The organism is Okeania sp. SIO3I5 (genome assembly GCF_010672085.1).
Classification (GTDB): Bacteria; Cyanobacteriota; Cyanobacteriia; order Cyanobacteriales; family Microcoleaceae; genus Trichodesmium.
Genome location: NZ_JAAHHT010000048.1, coordinates 1 through 19,992, shown reverse-complemented (window position 1 = coordinate 19,992; position 19,992 = coordinate 1). Strand labels below are relative to the sequence as shown.

Annotated in this window: 12 protein-coding genes; 4 read left to right on the top strand and 8 right to left on the bottom strand. The window is 35.5% G+C overall.

Features of this window, described 5'->3' with window-relative positions; translation table 11 throughout:
• Positions 1-22 precede the first annotated feature (22 nt).
• The gene (locus F6K40_RS13775) at positions 23-2,416 is read right to left on the bottom strand and encodes a CHASE2 domain-containing protein (RefSeq protein ID WP_293136724.1); all 2,394 of its coding nucleotides are present in this window, start codon (positions 2,414-2,416) and stop codon (positions 23-25) included.
• Between the two features lie 51 nt (positions 2,417-2,467).
• Between F6K40_RS13775 and F6K40_RS13770 the strand changes: the two genes are divergently transcribed.
• Entirely contained in the window at positions 2,468-3,259 is a 792-nt protein-coding gene (locus F6K40_RS13770; RefSeq protein ID WP_293136722.1) for a DUF928 domain-containing protein, read from the top strand.
• A gap of 193 nt (positions 3,260-3,452) precedes the next feature.
• Here the strand turns inward: F6K40_RS13770 and F6K40_RS13765 are convergent, their stop codons facing one another.
• Positions 3,453-6,554: a CHAT domain-containing protein gene (locus F6K40_RS13765; RefSeq protein ID WP_293136720.1), complete on the bottom strand. Its 3,102-nt coding sequence runs from the start codon at positions 6,552-6,554 to the stop codon at positions 3,453-3,455.
• 863 nt (positions 6,555-7,417) lie between these two features.
• Between F6K40_RS13765 and F6K40_RS13760 the strand changes: the two genes are divergently transcribed.
• Complete coding sequence (locus F6K40_RS13760; RefSeq protein ID WP_293136718.1) at positions 7,418-8,953, top strand: sigma-70 family RNA polymerase sigma factor; 1,536 nt, start codon at positions 7,418-7,420, stop codon at positions 8,951-8,953.
• Positions 8,954-9,034: 81 nt separating this feature from the next.
• Positions 9,035-10,447: a DUF1822 family protein gene (locus F6K40_RS13755; RefSeq protein WP_293136716.1), complete on the top strand. Its 1,413-nt coding sequence runs from the start codon at positions 9,035-9,037 to the stop codon at positions 10,445-10,447.
• A 369-nt stretch (positions 10,448-10,816) separates the two neighbouring features.
• On the opposite strand, the gene F6K40_RS13750 is transcribed toward F6K40_RS13755, so the two are convergent.
• From F6K40_RS13750 to F6K40_RS13730, 5 genes are all read right to left on the bottom strand, one after another.
• Positions 10,817-10,996: a hypothetical protein gene (locus tag F6K40_RS13750; protein ID WP_293136714.1), complete on the bottom strand. Its 180-nt coding sequence runs from the start codon at positions 10,994-10,996 to the stop codon at positions 10,817-10,819.
• 213 nt (positions 10,997-11,209) lie between these two features.
• Complete coding sequence (plsY, locus tag F6K40_RS13745) at positions 11,210-11,896, bottom strand: glycerol-3-phosphate 1-O-acyltransferase PlsY (protein ID WP_293136712.1); 687 nt, start codon at positions 11,894-11,896, stop codon at positions 11,210-11,212.
• 344 nt (positions 11,897-12,240) lie between these two features.
• A complete protein-coding gene (locus F6K40_RS13740) occupies positions 12,241-13,497 on the bottom strand; it encodes a DUF3086 domain-containing protein (protein WP_293136710.1) in 1,257 nt (418 codons plus the stop codon).
• 289 nt (positions 13,498-13,786) lie between these two features.
• Positions 13,787-14,179: a DUF3119 family protein gene (locus F6K40_RS13735; protein ID WP_293136708.1), complete on the bottom strand. Its 393-nt coding sequence runs from the start codon at positions 14,177-14,179 to the stop codon at positions 13,787-13,789.
• Between the two features lie 512 nt (positions 14,180-14,691).
• Complete coding sequence (locus tag F6K40_RS13730; RefSeq protein WP_293136706.1) at positions 14,692-15,489, bottom strand: MlaE family lipid ABC transporter permease subunit; 798 nt, start codon at positions 15,487-15,489, stop codon at positions 14,692-14,694.
• A 199-nt stretch (positions 15,490-15,688) separates the two neighbouring features.
• On the opposite strand from F6K40_RS13730, the gene F6K40_RS13725 reads away from it, so the two are divergent.
• Complete coding sequence (locus F6K40_RS13725; RefSeq protein ID WP_293136704.1) at positions 15,689-15,976, top strand: hypothetical protein; 288 nt, start codon at positions 15,689-15,691, stop codon at positions 15,974-15,976.
• A 647-nt stretch (positions 15,977-16,623) separates the two neighbouring features.
• Here the strand turns inward: F6K40_RS13725 and F6K40_RS13720 are convergent.
• Positions 16,624-18,387, bottom strand: coding sequence for a protein kinase domain-containing protein (locus F6K40_RS13720; RefSeq protein ID WP_483143769.1), 1,764 nt, complete (start codon positions 18,385-18,387; stop codon positions 16,624-16,626).
• Positions 18,388-19,992 lie beyond the last annotated feature (1,605 nt).

Sequence of the window (19,992 nt, the reverse complement as noted above, 5' to 3'; positions counted from 1 at the left end):
CCCATCTCCCCACACTTTTTATCTAAATTACACCAATGCTACCGGATTTAATATGACTTGGGTGTAGAGCCAAACTGCTAAGAATTTGGCCTAACGCTGCTGGTATTAGGGGCACCCAATAACCTTGAATCAGTAGGAATAAACAACTACCATACAAAATTAGAATAGCTACTACATTGACAATAATAGAAATTGGAACTGAGCGTATTTGCGAAACTAATGTTCCTCCTATTACAGACCAACTCCAAATCCATAGACCATCTACCCACCACTGCCAAACTTTTAATAAAGAGCGATCGTCAAGTACAGCACTGATAATTTGACTGGTCATTTGTGCTTGTACAAATACACCACGCATCTCTTGACTAGACTCTCTATTCAAACTGTAGGGAGTAAAAAAATTGTCTTTTATACTGTCAGCAGTAACCCCAATGATCACGATTTTATCTTTTGCGATACTGAGGTCAACTTCATTCTGGAGAACCTGTTTCAGAGTAACTGACTCAGCAATTTTTCTGGAACGATAGTTAAGCAACATTTGATATCCTCTATGATCAATGTTTTGGTAACCTCCTGCTGGAGTTGCTTGGATTCGCTGGAACAGCACTTGACCAATACGCAAGTCAGATTCAGGAGTTATTTCTGCTTTAATTCCTTCAAACGATAAATAGTTTTGTGCTAACGCCATGCTTAACGAATGCTTTGTCGGGCAAAATTCACTGTCTTCCATTTGCCATAAATAACGTCGAATAATACCATCCCGATCTACAATTACATCACTAAATTTGACTCGCTCTTTTGGTACTTCTGGTGGTGGTTTTACTCCCTCAGTTTTAGATTCAGGATGTTTACAAATAACAAATAAATATATATTTTCCTTTAGTTCTTTAGCTAAATCAATTTCTTCAGGGAATACAGGAAAATCGCGATAAATATCTAAACCGATAGCACGAGGTTGATGGGGTTTGAGTTTAGCTAAAATTTGAGTGAGTGCTGTATCTGATAAAGAAGCAGATATATTAGTTTTCATTCCCATTTCACGCTGATATTGTAAGTCATTTTCTGTTACTTCAATAACTAATAAACGGTTGTCAATTCCTTCATCGGGACGCAGACGCATTAATTGGTCGTAGGTTTTTAATTCCCAATATTCTAAAATTCCTAAGTGTCTAATACTACTTACAGTTAAGGTGACAAATATACTGACAGTTGCTAATAATATTGGCTTTAGATATGGTCTAAATTTAGGTGGTAATAAATCGGGAAAATTATTTGATTTTTCTGCAAATTGAGGAATAATTCCGGCTCTTAATTGTTGGAGAGTTGGAGGTAATGTGGTGGGGTTTTGAAACAGAACTGGCAACCAACTAGCATAAGGGGAATCTGTTTCTAAACCTTGTAGTTTTTGTTGCGATCGCTGCACTGCTAAATTTAAGGTCAATGGTTGTTGGTTTTCAGTATTATTTAACTCTTCCAGCAGATATTTTAGGAATTGTTTAGCAACATTATTGGGAATTATTTCCCGCATTACAATTAAGTGGGGAATTTGTAGTTTTACTAGCTCTGATGCTAATCCTAAACCATCACAAGAATTAAAAATTGCTAGTTGTAATCCCTTAGCAATAGCTTGTTTTAAGCCATATTTTAATTCTGCAATTGTGAGGCTTTCTGTATCATTAATATAAATTTTTCCTTTGTCTTGTTCGGTTCTACTATGACCAGCAAAATATAGAATATCCCAGTTTTTTTCCCAGAGTTGGTCATTAATATCTTGATGTCTCGGTTGATTAAGAGGATGAATTTCTGAGCTAGTAATTTCTTCTAGATGCTGTGTCTCTTCTGTATAATCAAGCTCTTTTTCTCCAAAAATTGCTAATATTTTTAATTGATTTTGTTGGTGTTTATATTGTTTAATATCGGTAATTTGTGCGCCACTAAAAACCACTGAAGCTAAATTATAATCATCAAAAAATCTCCAGCGATGCCAAGGTAGTCTTTGTAAAGAAATATCATCAGTTTGAATTATAAAACGAATTTTTCTAGATTCATATAATTTTTTTAATAGTAATTCTTGAGCTGGTCGAAACTCCTTTGAGTCTAGCCATTCATTCAAACATGATTCTAATTTTTGTGCTACTTTTTCACATTCTTCCTTGGGATTTACATTAGTTTCTTGTTGACTATTTGATTCTTCTGTTTCTAATTCAATTCTAGTAGATAAACCAAGGAGAGGTGGATAAATTTTTTGGTAAGAAAATTGAAATTTTTCATATAAAAAAGAAATTTCCGAATTTTTGGGTAAATGAGCTTTACATTCAAAATCGTTTTGTTTTCCTTCTTTTCCTATGCTTAAGTGAACAGGAAATCCATTCTCCCAATTACCATCCAAAATCTTGAGAACAACTAGCTGACTCATATTAAAGTTATAATAGTTCGGTACTGGTTTAACAATTTATATAATAGTCCCATGAATAAAGTTGTAAAATTTTGTTTCTTATCAACTTTAATTAGCATTATTATGGCACTTATTCCCACTTTTAATGCTTTTGACCAATTACTAATATTAACATATAATGCTAGTGCTGAAAATAAGAATCATCCCCCAGTAAGGTTTAAAATGCCAGAAGGGGAATCTCAAGGGTCTCCCAACAAGCGGAGTGATACTGGTACTCGCGGGGAATGTCCCCCACTCGAACCACCTTTGACTGCTTTAGTACCTATAAACAGTCCTATATTAACCAGTACCAAATATCCGACTTTTTGGTTTTATGTTCCTTATCCCGAAATACAGGGGTTAGAGGCCAAATTTTTGTTCAATGCAAAACCACCAAGGAAAAAGCAAGATAAGGTTTATCGCGTTCAGTTTCTTCTAGAAAATACTCCTGGAATTATTCGGGTGACATTACCAGAAACGGTATCGCCTTTAGAAATTGATAGACAATATTCTTGGGCATTTGCTGTTATCTGTGACCCAAAAGATTCTAGTCAAAATATTACCGTTTCTGGTGAGGTGCGACGAAAGTCTATTTCTGAGTTGGAGAGTGAGTTGGGTGCTGCTGCTTTAGGACGCGATCGCGCAATTATTTATGCTGCTAATGGTTTCTGGTTAGATAGTTTGACGAGTTTAGCAGAAATGCGACTAGCTAAACCGCAGGATGAGACGGTAAAAACTGACTGGGAAGATTTACTGGGAGCAGAAGCAGTGAAGTTAGATGAATTTTCTGACAAACCTATTGTTGACTGCTGTACAGTTGAATAATTCTCTCACATTATTGTAGGGTGGGTTAGCGCCAGCGTAACCCACCGAAACATTGTAGACTTGGCGTTGCGTTACTGGACTGATAACTTCTGACTTCCGCGTAACCCACTGAAACATTGTAGATTTGGCGGTGCGTTAACGAAGTGTAACGCACCCTACCGAACTTCTGACTTCTGACTTCTAACTTCTGACTTCAATCACGCCATTCCCCCTGCAACACAAACGGCGACCACAAAAATGCCACCTCACCATCATTCCACATTTCCAACTGTGCTGCTCGCAACGCTGCTGCTGGCGATAACTTTTCCTCCCACATTTTCTGATAAAATTTTACCATCAACTCTGATGTACCCTCATCATTCACCGTCCATAAACTTACCATCACTCGTTCCCCTCCTGCATACATCAAACCTCTAGTCAACCCCACTAAACCTTCTCCACTCACATTTTTACCCAACCCAGTTTCACACGCACTCAATACTATTAATTCTGCTGGTAAGTTTAAGTTAAATACATTGGGTGTTGTCAAATAACCTTCTACTTCCTTTCCTTGTTTGTTCACCAGTGATAACACTATGCCAGAGTTTTCCGGCAATTCATCATTGAAAAATCCGTGGGTGGCTAAATGTACAACCCTATACTCACTTATTTCTGAAGCTTGGGCGTTTTTGAGGTTGGCTGCAAAATCATAAACTTGCATCTTTTGGTTATCAGGTGCTAATGCTAATATTTGGTCTGCTTCCTGGCGCGTATACTTCAGTCTTCCCCATTCTTGACCTTCAAGTGCTGTACCTCTGGTGAGGGATACAGTGATTTTTAACTCTTGCTCAGTAGTGTCATCTTGGGAGATGTTTTTATTTGTGACTCGTTCATCGTCGGCATTGAAAACTGGGTCTGCCATAACTGCTATAGTTTTCGGTGCTGGTTGGTTTGGGTATTTCCTCTGGTTGTAAATGGTGGATGCAGAGGGAAGGTTGACTATTTCATGGTTGACAATCAGGGGTTGATATGGTAAATCAGGGTTGGTTTGTGGTGGCGGTAATACACTGAAAGGAATGTATTGGATAATGCCATCACTGACTATGGCGAGGCGTTTGTTTTTGAGTTGATCTGCTACTGGGAGTAATAGCATTTCACTGACTTTGGCAGCTTTAATTTCTACTGATCCTGTACCTGCATCCTGTTCAGCTCTGTCTTTGAGATATTTCAGAAATTCTTCTATGGTGGTAGCGATATCTTCTGCTTTGGGGAGTTCGTGAACGGTTACTGAGTCGGGAGTGACTGCCCATAGGTAACTGCGGTCTCCTCCTAACCAGTAGGATAAGAGGATGGTGTCTTTGTCAACTACTTCTTGAATTTGACTAATGGTTAAGGGATCGGGATATTTAAGGTTGGCATAACGAGGGCTAATATTTTTGATTTCGGTTTCCAGTTGTTGTAGTTGGATTTGGGTATTTCTGATTTCTGTTTTTATTTTTTCTCGTTCGTCATTTGAGAGTGTGCTGGTGTGTAGAGCTTGGGTTTTGGCTCCTATTCGTTGGATAAGTTGGCGTTCTTGTTGGAGGAGTTCGGGGTCGATGTCTTTGCGGATATCGGCGTTAGCTTCGGCAAGTAGTTCAATGAGACTGCGAGCGCGGGCACGTTCAGAAATTTCTAAGGCTGTGATGTGGTGGTTGGCATTGGGGTTTTGTCTATGCAGTTCCATGAGGATGTATATGTAATTTTGGTAAATGAATTGCCATTCAGCAAAAAAGGAGGTGCGTAATTCTTGGCTAATTACTTGAGTGCGTAAGTTTTCAATGATTTCAATAGCTTGTTTGATGTCGGTTAATGCTTCGTTGAGTTGGCCGTTCTCAAGTTTTATCCTAGCAATACTATTGAGAGTAATAGCTTCTCCTTCCTTATCTTCTACTTGTCGCCTCAAAGTTAAGGATTTGTTGAGGAACTCCAGCGCCTGTTGCTTTTCTCCTAAATCACCATAAATGGCACCCATATTATGGCGAGTTCTAGCTTCTCTTAGCTTATCTTCTACCTGCGTTAAAAGAGGTAAGGACTCCTTAAGGCACTCTAGCGCTTTTTGCTTTTCTCCTAAATCGTTGTAAATCAGACCAATATTATTGAGAGCATTACCTTCTCCTGCCTTATCTCCTATCTGCCTTGACAGCTCTAAGGATTGGTTGTATAGTTCTCGGGCTTTTTGCTTTTCTCCTAAATCATTATAAACTGCACCAATATTATTCAGAGTAGTAGCTTCTACTGCCTTATTTTCTATCTGCCTTGACAGCTCTAAGGATTGGTTGAAGTAATCTTGTGCCTTTTGCTTTTCTCCTAAATCATTATAAACTGCACCAATACCATTGAGAGTAGTAGCTTCTCCTTTCTTATCTCCTAGCTGTTTTGACAGAGGTAAAGATTTGTTGTAGAACTCTAGCGCCTTTTGCTTTTCTCCTAAATCATTATAAATTGCACCAATATTGTTGAGAGTAGTAGCTTCTCCTTTCTTATCTCCTAACTGTTTTGACACAGGTAAGGATTGGTTGTAGAACTCTAGCGCCTTTTGCTTTTCTCCTAAATCATCATAAATTGCACCAATATTGTTGAGAGTATAAGCTTCTACTTTCTTATCTTCTACCTGCCTTGACAGCTCTAAGGATTGGTTGTACAGTTTTAGTGCCTTTTGCTTTTCTCCTAAATCATTATAAACTGCACCAATATTGTTGAGATTAGCAGTTTCTATTGCTTTATCTCCTACCTGCCTTGACAGATCTAAAGATTGGTTGAAATAATCTAGCGCCTTTTGCTTTTCTCCTAAATCATTATAAACAAGACCGATATTATTGAGAGTAGTAGCTTCTATTTTCTTATCTTCTACTTCTCGCGACAAAGATAAAGATTGGTAGTAGAACAAGAGTGCTTTTTGGTTTTCTCCTAAATCATCGTAAACTTTAGCAAGGGCAGTAAGTACGATAGCTTCCCCTGGCTTATTACCTAATTTCCTTAAAAGGGGTAATGCCTTTTCCCACTTCTGAAGCGCTTTTTGTACAGATTCCTTTGTTCCCTGCTGATATAGTTGAGTACCCTCTAATAACAACCTCTGAGCCTCTTGACTAATACTATCAAGCGATCGCTCCTCCTCTCCCTGCACCAAAACCTCCTGCTGACTAGCTCCAACAGAACTGCCCATCATCACATTAACTACGGAAAACAAAGCCACAAAACCTGTTAATAACCCTAACCCAATACTTTTCCTTAAACTGCAATATTTCCACAGAAGTAAACGCCATTTTTGATTCATAATAAACTCCTGAAATTAACATAAAAATAACAAAAAATTGACCATTTTAATAAACTTAAACTAACCACATATATCATGTCAAATCAAACAATTATTATTGCTAAAGGAAATACGGAAGGATTGAGCGATCGCTCCCATCATTCCCCACCATTCATGTTGACAAAGCAACTAAATTATGGTCAGCAAAACTGACTATTAACATGACACAGATAATTCCTATTTATTTATCGGGATGCAATTATCAAAATATGCAGTTTACAGAACTTTTCAGATTGATGACCTCACGTCATAACCAAAACCCTGTAGGGGCGAATGGCCATTCGCCCTTACTGTTCTAACCATTACCCCATCACCGCAAAAGGATATTCCATAAACCGGACTTAGTATAAAGTGCATATTTTTCCAACTCTCTCCCAAAAAGTAATAGACAAGGAATTTCATAAGAGAAGTTTCCCAAAATGAACCTCCAGGTATTATCCCAAAACTTAGTTGTCAATTATTAGATGCTAGTCATAACTGATAACTATTAACATTGACTTGTTAACTATTATGATAAAACATATAACTCTAGAAGCAAAATTTTCAACTTGATTAATTAAGAAGGGGAAGCCTTCAAAGTCCCCCTTTCCAAGGGGGATTTAGGGGGATTTTAAATCTACCTCATAACTGCAGGAATTGCCATATTAACATTGACTTGTTAACAATTATGATAAAACGTATAACTCTAGAAGCAAAATTTTCAACTTGATTAATTAAGAAGGGGAAGCCTTCAAAGTCCCCCTTTCCAAGGGGGATTTAGGGGGATTTTAAATCTACCCCATAACTGTAGGAATTGCCATATTAAAATTAACTTGTTAACCGCTATGAGAAAACGTATAACTCTAGAAGCAAAATTTTCAACTTTTATCGAAGTTGATGGGGTAAAAGATTATCCTTACATTGGGTGGATATCTGACAATACCTTAAAAATAAATATCAAGAAAATTTTTGAAACTGACCCCCAAATCAACGAGCAATATTTATCTATTTATTTCTATAAAATTGCTCAACAAAATCACAATTCAGAAAATGGAAAAATTCCCAACCTACAATCATTAATTGCTAGCCATCATCTATCAGCTTACCTAGAAGAAAATTGTTATTACCAAGCTTTGAAAATTTATCAAAAGCTACAACCATATAACTACAACATGACCAAAGTCGATGTTTTTTTAATGGCTAGGGAAGTTGCTGCTAATCCTGAAACATTTAAAGACTATAATTCTAGTATTAGCAGTTTCAAAACTTATGCCGGATGTAAAATTTATCAAAAGGTAATAGATAGACTGAGGCAAGGTAGAGAACAAGAAAAATATTCGGATACAGGATTACTCAGAAATATTTCAATCACAAAATTCAAAGAATCTTTAAATTTAGCCGACATTAAAGAGGAAGAAAAGCGTCGATGTTTACTGGCATGGCAATGTTTCAAAAAGAAATATGTTCCTACCCAAAAACAAGGTAGTAAACAACTCCAACCTCCTTCAGAAAAAGACCTAGAAGGCTTTGCCAAACTGTATCAAAAATTGAGTCCTGAAAAGGAAAAAATTACAGGTCAGGAAATTAAGCGGTTGCTTGATATTTGCCTACAAGCACTCAAAAGATCCAGAAAAAGAACCTTCATCTCTCTAGACGGAATTGACATAGAAAAAGATTGGGAAAATGTTGCTAATAATGACCATATTTATCAACAGGAACGTCTAGAGTTACAGCAACAAATCCACACAGTATTAGTTGATGTGATTCAGAGTTTACCAGATGAAGCTAAAAAATTATTTGAACTTGTATTTGGGTTAAATATTAGTCAGGAAGATGTAGGAAAATACCTCTTAGGATGTCACCAAAGTTCAGTCGGTAGAAGAATACAAACTCAGAGAAAAAAGATTTTGCAAGCTGTCGGTATTTGGAGTCAAAATAACTGGCAGATAACTCTTAATTCAGAACAACTGAAAGTTATGGATAAAGAACTGGAGCCATACTTAGAAAATTATTTTAGGACTCCATTTGTTGAATTTTTGACAACTAAAATCGAAGGAATGCCAGATAAAATTTCCTTATGCAGGATATTTTATGGTCAATGTGAATCAAAAGTGTCATTATTTCTACAGCAGTATCCAAAAATATCTGAAGATGACTTGAAAAAGAAGTTAGCTGAAGTTAAGCAAAATTTGCAGATAGAGTTAGAAAAATATGTGGCAGATAATTATTCTAAGTCTCTAGCAAAATCAGAATCAGTTAAGCAAAAAGTAACCGTTTTTATTGAAAATTATCTCAAAAACGCACCCTACGCAAACTTTTCATTACAGGATTTAAGCAAACTCTTAAACAATACGCTATCTGTAGGGGTGAATGGCGTTTAGTAAGGGCGAATGCCATTTGCCCCTACAAGATGTGGCGGTTCTGCCTAATTCCTAATTAATTAAAAATAAAGAGGAACAATTATGTCTACACTAGAAGAATTAATAGCCATTTATCCACAGCAATTACTATTAGAATTATCAGCTAAAGATATAGATAAAGCCTGGTCTGCAAAACATCAATTTTCTAATAATATTTCCCAGTGGAATGCTTATCTAAATCGTTTGTCTTTACAAGTCATTATTAGATGGTTAGAAACTGAACGCGATTTTCAAATTGTTGTTAATTCCGATGAAAATTTAACCAGTATTTGGGAAGTAGTCAACGGTACACCTATTACTTTAAATCAGGGAAATAATCAAACAAAACTGGTAATTATTCCCAGTGAAACAATAGATACTGACGAATTTCGCGTTTCCCAAGAATGGGTTGATATTCCTGAGTGGGTTGCTGATTATTATTTAGCAGTACAAATTAATCCTGATGATAGTTGGTTAAGAATTTGGGGATATGCAACTCATCAACAATTGAAAAATCAAGGAATTTATGATGAAAGCGATCGCTCTTATTACATACATGGAGAAAACGTTATTGAGAGTTTAAATGTAATGTGGGTAGCACAAGAATTATGTCCCCACGAAACAGTAAAAGTGGAACCTTTACCAATATTATCTGCAACTCAGATAGAAATTCTACTCGCAAAACTCAGTCAAGAAATAGAAGATTTTCCCCATCTAGATATACCATTTTCCCAATGGGGTGCATTGTTAGTAAATGAAGATTTGCGACAACAATTATATCAACGACGACTAGCAGGAGAAATTGTTGAAACACCAATAAATTTATCTAAATGGTTTGACGATATAGTAGAAATTGGTTGGCAAACTATTGATGAATTTCTAGCACAAAGAGTAGGGAAATTAAACTGGGCATTTAGTAGGTGGAAACCAACAACAGATGACTGGCAATCAATTAATAATTCAATAGATTTAATTTATCATAGTAGTAATGAAGAACAACGAAAAATTGAAGCTTATAAACTAGGAGAAAAAGCTCCGAATTACCCCAAAGTAATTAATGCTTTAGTCTATCTTTTACAAGATACTAAAAATATAGAAACTCGTTGGGCAGCAATAGATAGTTTATGGATGATAGACAAAAACCATCCACTGGCGGGAAAACGTCAAATCAAAAGTTTAGAAATATCAGGAACCAACCATTTAGTAGCATTAATAGTAGCCATATTACCCAAAGGTGAAAATAAATTTTCCCTATTAGTACGGGTACATCCTGAAAGTAGTCGTTACTTACCAACTAACTTTAAATTGATAATTCTAGATGATATAGACAATACATTTTTAGAAGCTAAATCTAACGAAGATGATAACTGTATTCAGCTTAAGTTTAGTGTTAGACATGGGGAAAAATTTGGAGTGAGATTAGGATTTGAGGAGAATCTAATTACTAAGTCTTTTTTGATTGATTCAGCAACCTAGTTATTTGGCTTTTATCGTAATTTATTAGACTGGTGAGCTTTGTTGTAATAGCCATAGAAAATCCGTTCCGCTTTTCGGTTGTCCCCGACATGAAAAGTGAACCTAGTGGGAGCTATATCACCCTATTTCTATAGATTGATGCTTTATTCATTTGTTGGCCAATAGTTAAATAGCTCAAAGCCTTTACAGGTATAAGTTTCAGCCTTTTTTTTATGAAAGAAAGAAAAGATTGATGTTTGATTTATTTATTGGACAATAGTTGTAGAAGTATGAAGTACAATGCTATTGGATCTTGTGCGGTAGCTATATGCTTTCATACAACAAAGCCAGACTGGCGCTAAAATTAATTAGTTGTCAATATTGGCACTTTTACAGCAATGCATGAGGATGGTGAGGTACAGTGTAACACAGCCTGACCGGACTGTAACAACCTGGAAGGTTGAACTGCCACTCATTACTAACAGGTTTCCAGCTTTTAACAAATAGTAAAGCTTTGCACCCCACGCGCCTCCGAAACTGCTGTAAGTTATCAACATTGACAACTTTCATTTCAGTAATAGCTTGAAAATACAACCTATTCCTTCTCCCTTTGAACCAATATTCCCTTCTGCGTTCTTTCCTCCAAAGTATAAGTATTCAACCGGACATGATCGGGACTTACGCAGGTGAACCCAGAAACCCGGTTTCTCCTAGACATCTATTGCTCAAAACAACGATTTATCCTAGAAACCGGGTTTCTTTGCGTAAGTCCTAATGATATTACTACTCGCTAATTTCTAGCTCTGTTGATAATTTTTTTCCAATTCGAGGTTCTTTGCCAACTAAGAGTCGCTCAATATTGCTGCTGTGACGCCAAATCACATATATACCACCAGCGATCGCAAATATTTCATAAGGAAGCGATTTACCCGTGAAAAACATCAAACCAGAAACGGCAACAGTAGCAATAATAGAACTCAAAGAAACAATACGACTAATAGCTAGAACAACAATAAATACAGATAGTGTCCCTAAAGCAACAATCCAAGACATTGCTAACAAAATACCCAGACTAGAAGCAACAGACTTGCCACCCTTAAAACCAATCCAAATAGATTTAGTATGTCCTACTATAGCCATTAATCCTGCTAAAATAACCATCCATTCTTTTGCTAGATCGACATCAGTTACTCCAGCAACAATAGTTAGGTTTTGAGCAAACACCAGAGAGTAAATATAACGAACCAAAGCGATCGCTAATACCCCCTTCAAAATATCAATAACTAACACAACCAAAGCCGGCAATTTTCCCAAAGTTCTTAATATATTAGTCGCACCTGTAGAACCCGAACCTTGTTGGCGAATGTCAATACCATAAAACCAAGAACCTATCCAATAACCACTAGGAGTAGCACCTAAGAGATAGGCAACAATCAATATTACTGCATTTAATACTAACCAATTAATCATAAACTTATTCCTGAAAATTCAAAATTCAAAATTTAAAATTTAAAAGTAATCTCTTAGTGAGTTTTGCCTGAAAAATTCAAAAGTCAAAAGTAATTTCTGAGTAAATTTTTCCTTTCCTATGGAATGCTACAGTTTGTCAACTTTTTATCGTCAGGACTTACGCAAATTGACTTTTAAACCACCATCCGTAGGGGCGAATGGCATTCGCCCTTGCTATATGTAGAGTCTCTGCGTAAGTCCTGATCGTATTACTACTTCTACAGGACTACCAAAAAATCAAATCAATTGTCTTAGTTGGGTATTGGGCTACCCAAGCTCCGTCGCGAAGAGCGCGGAGAAGGTGACTAAAATCTATCAGTTGAGTTTTGAGAATTAGGTTCAGGAGCAAAGGCTAACCATAGAGGAAACTGTAACATGGAAAGACTAATTTTCTCTTCCGTGTCATCAATTATAATTATTGGTAACTTGCCCTGCTTTACCAACCGATCTGCCTTTTGGGCCAATATCTCCGAGTCCTCAAACAAAGCCACACCCCTGTCTGGACTAAAATCACGGCGATCGATCCCCAAACAATCCTGTAAACCCCGACGCCACTCTCCCAACCGCTCAGGAGAATTAGCAAGTATCAGAGCACGTACCCTTGTATCATACAAATCTCTAAGTACAGAAACAATTGCCGAAGCCACCAAAATATTTTGTAAGCGACTACCCATATTCCGGAGGGCACCACGACCACCTTGAGAGAAAAACCAATTTGAAACTCGTTCTGCATGGATAGGTTCAAATGTACGCCGTAATTTCCAGGGCGGGCCATAATAATCAGGCATTTTCCGATATTCGTCAAGAATCTCGCGAATCTCTCTATTTTGTTCCTCAAAAGCCATTTCAGCAAATTGAGGACTTTCAGCATTTCTAACAGATCCAGGAGCATCTTCCATTTTAGGAGCAGAATATTCCTCTATTTGTGGGGTTAACTCCAACTGTTCGGCAGCAGCAGCTAAATCTTGCAAGCTTCCCACTAAATAATCCTTAAACCCTTGAATTCTAATTGCCAAATCTTGAGAAGCACCAGCAAAAGTAGTCCGCATCTCCTTTTGAATACGTTCTTTGCGACGCTCTAGTTTTTCTACCTCTATTTGCAATGTTTGTTTACGTTGTTCTAACTGACTCAAAGCTTCTGGCACTAAACTCCCTATAGCTTTAGTCTGGGCTATAATTTCTTCTTGTAATTTAGCTTTGGTTTCTTGTAGAGTAGCTATTTCTTCTTTTAAGTCTTGTTCTTGTTGTTCGAGGTAAGTAGTTTTTGATGTCGATTCTTTTTCAATTTTATTAACTGGGGGAGTTGTAGAATTCTCAGCGAAACTAGAAGGATTTGTAGAATTATCTTCAACTAATGAAACATATTCTACTTCTGTTGGTTGAGTTATATCAGGTTCATAAGACTCGGCAACTTGTTTTTTGATGGGAAGATTTTCAGTTTCTATTTTTTTATCTAAGTCGGTAGGTGAAGGAATTATTTCACTTAGGTTGTCTGAATTTACCGAAGTTTTTGTTAATTGTTCTTGTGGTTGTTCTGGTTGTATTTCGTCTGGGTACATCATCGAAAAAAAATCAAAAATTTATACTATTGAGAGGGAAAAATTCCCAGGGATATAGGGGGGTGGGGAGATGGAGGAGTAGGGAGAAAAGCCTCTAATTAAATACGTTTATTCTCCTGAAATATGCATTTCTACTTTGGTCAAGTTTTATGTTGATAAAGATGTGTATAAAGCATAGTCTTGGATAGAATATATAAAAATAAACTTCAGTATTTCAAGGTTTTGGTTTCAGCAGGAGGTACTGATAATTGATAACTAATAACTGACAATGACTTCTGCGTACCAGCACCAGTCAATCTTGATTTAAAGGAAAGTGATTTTCTAGGCAAGTTCGCAACATTTTAGGGTCAAAAATAATTGGTAAAAAGTGGATACTTTTAACTTCTCTAAAATAGAACAAAATGGGGATAGGAGACCAGAATATTTCCCAGTTGAGCCAATCTTCATAAGGAAAGTTTCGTAAGAGTTTCTCTGAACGATATACTTCTAAAGCTGTATCAGTGAACTTGAGACGAATAGTTAATGTTTGAATTAACAGAAATAGTCCTAGAAAAGCGATCGCTAAACTTACCCATTTTTGTACAAAGGCCAAAGGCAATGCAGCAATTATTAGCACTAAAGGGATTTTATAGTTAGGAGCAAGTTCAATAGTTTGTTTTGCTTCTGAAGTAGAAATAGTAGTCATAATTTTATCTGAATTTATTCTTTAAAAGAGGAAGTAAAAACTTTTTCAGTCAACCCTAATTAGAGATAATTTTAATTATCCATTCTCCATTATTCAAAGTCCTGAGTTGGTTTTGTTTCTGAAGTAGAAATAGTAGTCATAGTTTGATCTGAATTTATTCAAGAGGGAGTCAAAACTTTTTCAGTCAACCCTAATTAGAGATAGTTTTAATTATCCATTCTCCATTATTCAAAGTCCTGAGTTGGTTTTGTTTCTGAAGTAGAAATAGTAGTCATAGTTTGATCTGAATTTATTCAAGAGGGAGTCAAAACTTTTTCAGTCAACCTTAATTAGAGATAATTTTAATTATCCATTCTCCATTATTCAAAGTCCTGAGTTGGTTTTGTTTCTGAAGTAGAAATAGTAGTCATAGTTTGATCTGAATTTATTCAAGAGGGAGTAAAAACTTTTTCAGTCAACCCTAATTAGAGATAATTTTAATTATCCATTATCCATTATCAATTATCCATTATTCAAAGTCCTTGCTTCATTGCCCCACCAACACCTTGAAACATTGCCCAAGAGAGAAAGAAATTAAAGATAAAAATAGATATTAAGGATGTAACAACAGCTGTAGTTGTAGATTTACCTACCCCCTTTGCCCCACCAGTAGTAGTTAAACCCCAACTTGTACCAATTACAGCGATTAAAACGCCAAATATAATTGATTTAGTTAATCCACTGCACAAATCCCAAATAGTTAGAAAACTGTGGACAGATTCAATATATATATTTTGGGGAATATCGTATAAATTTACTGCAATTATTAGTCCACCAACTATAGCAGCAATCAAACATAACAAAGTTAAGATTGGCATCATTACACCACAAGCAATAACTCTGGGAATAACTAAATAATCCACTGGATCTGTTTTGAGGATATATAAAGCATCTATTTGCTCTGTCACTTTCATCGTGCCTATTTCCGCTGCAAATGCTGAACCCACTCGTCCCGCAACAACAACTGCTGTCAAGACTGGACCGAGTTCTCTGGTTAAAGTTAGAGCTAACATACCTCCAACCATATTTGCTGTACCGAAAGCTACAAGTTCTCGGGCAACCTGAATCGTAAATACCATACCGACAAAACTAGCTGTCAGTAAAACAATTAGTAGGGATTGTGGACCGACTATCGCCATTTGCTCAATGGTATTACGACGATAAATTTTGCCCCGTAACAAATGGACAACTACTTGGCCAGCTAAATATGTAGCTGCTAACATTCGTGGTCCCCATGACCCTAAATTCAATCGAAAAGTAATCTTACTCAATAGAAATTAATAAATTACAACATTAAATCGAACAATGAGAGAAATTTACCAATCTTCAACAAGATTTTTGAACCAAAATTGAAGTTTTCTGACAGATTTGCTGATTTTAAGCGATCGCTCTCTATCTTAGAAAGTAGGTTAGCTTTTATGGTTAACTTGCTACTCAGGTAGCATTATCTTGGACTTATGGTTTATTATTATGGGTATTTTAACTAATTTGTTACGTTCTTTACTACTTACAATTATCTTTAGTTTTATCACTCCGATGATGTTAATTGGGGTTAGTTGGATGAGTTTTGCTTTAATTAGTCATCTTCCTAGTTTACAGAGAATTGGTCAATCTGGTAGTGCCCAAATTTGGGAATTTTTAGCAACTTTCGGTAGTGGCCATCCCTGGCAAGGATGTTTAGTAATTGCTATTACTTGTAGTTTAGTAGGGGCAATGTTTGATACTTATGTGTTCTGTCAAAATTCACGGTTTAATTGAATAATTAGGGAGTGGGGAATAGGCGAATAGGAAGTGAGGGAGTTAGAAATAGGAGGAAAGAATTGATGATTTCTGCTGTTTCTACTTTTAGATTACGGCGCCTTTGAGATAAATGACCTCACGTCAAAGCAAAACTTTGTAGGGATGTTCGCATTTTTGTTATGCAACATCCCTACTGTGATCTACTAATTATGAAAACTGCTATATGATGAACAAAAAATAAAATAAACTGACTTTTTTCTTTAGCTTTTTTTCAACTGACAGTATCTCATATATCTGATTGAGCAGTCGTCCGAAGCGACGATAGGAAGCAATCTCCGTGCATCCCTAAGATTGCTTCCTTCCATGTAGTGGAAGTCGCTGCGGACTTGGATATAGTAATTATCTGGATTTGATATCAAGGTAATTCTGCTTTGAAAGATTGAACAATTATAACAATAATAGTTGAGTTTTAAGCTTTGTTCTCAACGTAACATTTTTACGGAAATTGCGATCGCGCTGGAGGGAGGAACCGAATTCGATTATTTTTCTACTTTGATTACCATTACAGCGGTTTTCAATTGCCTCAAATAATTTGTGGGATTCATCCTGACTGATAACTGATAACTGATAACTGAAATGACTCCTAACTTCATAGTTTCTAAATGCTAAATTCCCATTTCCTCTCTAACATAAAATATCGGTAGAGCTACAAATAAGCAACCTAAAAGTAATCCAAAAATATCATAAACCCAAAATCTCAAACCTAATAAACCTACTATTAAAAATATAGTTGCTACTGTAGCAAATAAATTATTAGTTGCCAATTTATTCTGTTTTCCCACCTGATATTTAACCGTCATAAAAGCTGAGGCAATTATCAAAGCAATTAGAGGATGCAAAATAATTATTTGATAACCAAAAATAAACCACGTTAAAGCAAACATTAAAGTATCTAGCCAAAATTCTCTTTCCCTAAATCTAGCCAACCAAAAACTCTGAGTTCCTAACTGCGATATATTAAGAAAACTCTGACTTTTTTGCAGTCTCACAATTTTATTTTTCCATCTAGCTTGATGATTAATTCTCAAGACTTGTTGCCACTCTGGCAGAGTTTTTCCGTTAGCTCTACCTAACAATTTTACCTTATCTATATTGGGCAATTTCAAATCGGTCAACTTAGCAGAAATTATCTTTAAAATTTGAGGATAATTAACCTTTTTGTCTGATTTTCTACTAATTACAATAGTCAAAGTTTTCTTCACGCGACTTACCTGAACTTTGACTGACTCAAGAGCTAAAACTTCCTGCAATTCTTGTCTAATTTCTGCTTGTGGAGTTAACTTTTTCGGAACTGCTGAAGAAGCAGAAAAATAAACAGTCTCCATATAATTAGACTGGGGGTTAAGATGTCTCAGAATAGCAGCAGCAGAATGATAACGGCGATTAGTAGCACTTTGCAACATCTTGTCCAAAATTCTACCAAATTCGTCACTGACAGGCATTTTTAAATAATCTCGCCACACCCACTTACTATTTCTACTATCAAATAGATCGAAGGGTGAGACTTGAGTCAAAAGATGAATACAAGTCACACCTAAACTATAAAGATCGCTGGCGAAAACTGCCTTACCCATGAGTTGTTCCGGAGCGGTATAAGCAGCACTACCAATAATAGTACCTGTTTGAGGTAAACCTTTTTTTTCTATTACTTTAGCAGCACCAAAATCTACTAAAACAAGTTTACCTGTAGTGCGACGAATAATATTCTCTGGCTTAATATCTCGATGAATAATTTGATATTTATGGACAAACTGTAATACTGGCAATAAATCATTTAATAATTCCCGAATTTTAGCCTCAGTAAAGACACCTTTTTCTGCTAATTCTTGGGCAAGATTTTTACCTTCAATATATTCTTGAACTAGGTATTGTTGTTCGTCTTGCTGAAAATATTGAAATAATTCGGGAATTTGAGGATGACTGCCTAAAGTTTTTAATTGTTGTGCTTCTTGCTGAAATAATTTAGCTGCTTTTTCACAGGTTGTTTTTACCTTAAGTTCTCCACTTCTAGAAATTGTTTCTGAAGATTGAGGATAATTTTGGTGATAATTTTTATTCTGAGGAAAAAACTGTTTAATTACACAAACTTTTTGAAGAGGATTTGCTTCATCTACCGCCAAAAAAGTTCTACCAAAACCACCATATCCAATCAGTTTAAGGATGCGGTAACGAGACTGGTTAATTATTGTGGAATTACTATCTGTGGAATTACTATCTACTGACGGAATAATTTTCTTTTTTTCTATTTCTGCATCTTCACTAACAACTGGAGGAGTTAGTAATAATGGTGAATTGCAATTCTGGCAAATTTCAGCCTTCGGAGAATTTTGTGGATTTTTGCAGTTAGGATTAAAACAGTAACTCATCATATAAGTCTTCAATAATTAATAATTAACAATTAATAATTAATAATTACCTCTTCTCACAAATCAGAGGATTAATTAAAAGTTTTTTGGTTTTTTTCTCCTTGAAAGGAGAGGATTTAAAGCTTGACAGTTTCTCTAGAATAAATTTAGCATATATCGAGATTTTGATGATTTATTCTATTTGGATAGAGGAAATTTTTTTCAGTTATCCAGAGGGAGTCAATCTCAATCACTCTGATTTTTTACAGCAGTCGATAAAATTCGGTAAGTAGACTAGAAACTTAAATATATTTTCTCTCTTTTTGCTGACTCCCTACTCTCAGTTTGAGGAGAGTTTGTATTTTTTTGCCGGTAGGATTAAAACAGTAACTTATCATAGAAGTCTTCAATAATTAATAATTAACAATTACCTCTTCTCACAAATCAGAGGATTAATTAAAAGTTTTTTGGTTTTTTTTCTCCTTGAAAGGAGAGGATTTAAACCTTGACAGTTCCTCTAGAAAAAATTTAGAATATATCGAAATTTTTCTGATTTATTCTATTTGGATAGAGGAAATTTTTTTCAGTTATCCAGAGCGAGTCAATCAAAATAACTCTGATTTTTTGAGAGCAGTCGAGAAAATTCGGTAAGTAGACTAGAAACTTAAATATATTCTCTCTCTTTTTTTTGTTTGTGTATACAATCTCTGGGAATTAAGGAACAGGAATGATAATTTCATAGTTTTTATGTGTTGAGGGATTTTTGATAAATCATTTAGAGTTCCTCTAGAAAAAATTTAGAATATATCGAAATTTTGATGATTTATTCTATTTGGATAGAGGAAATTTTTTTCAGTTATCCAGAGCGAGTCAATCAAAATAACTCTGATTTTTTGAGAGCAGTCGAGAAAATTTGCTAAGTAGACTAGAAACTTAAATATATTCTCTCTCTTTTTTTTATTTGTGTATACAATCTCTGGGAATTAAGGAACAGGAATGATAATTTCATAGTTTTTATGTGTTGAGGGATTTTTGATAAATCATTTAGAGTTCCTCTAGAAAAAATTTAGAATATATCGAAATTTTGATGATTTATTCTATTTGGATAGAGGAAATTTTTTTCAGTTATCCAGAGGGAGTAAATCTCAATCACTCTGATTTTTTACAGCAGTCGAGAAAATTCGGTAAGTACGTGAAAAACTTAAATATATTCTCTCTCTTTTTGCTGACTCCCTACTCTCAGTTTGAGGAGAGTTTGTATTTTTTTGCGGGTAGGATTAAAACAGTAACTTATCATAGAAGTCTTCAATAATTAATAATTAACAATTACCTCTTCTCACAAATCAGAGGATTAATTAAAAGTTTTTTGGTTTTTTTTCTCCTTGAAAGGAGAGGATTTAAACCTTGACAGTTTCTCTAGAATAAATTTAGCATATATCGAGATTTTGATGATTTATTCTATTTGAATAGAGTCGATTTTTTTCGGTTATCCAGAGGGAGTAAATCTCAATCACTCTGATTTTTTACAGCAGTCGATAAAATTCGGTAAGTAGACTAGAAACTTAAATATATTTTCTCTCTTTTTGCTGACTCCCTACTCTCAGTTTGAGGAGAGTTTGTATTTTTTTG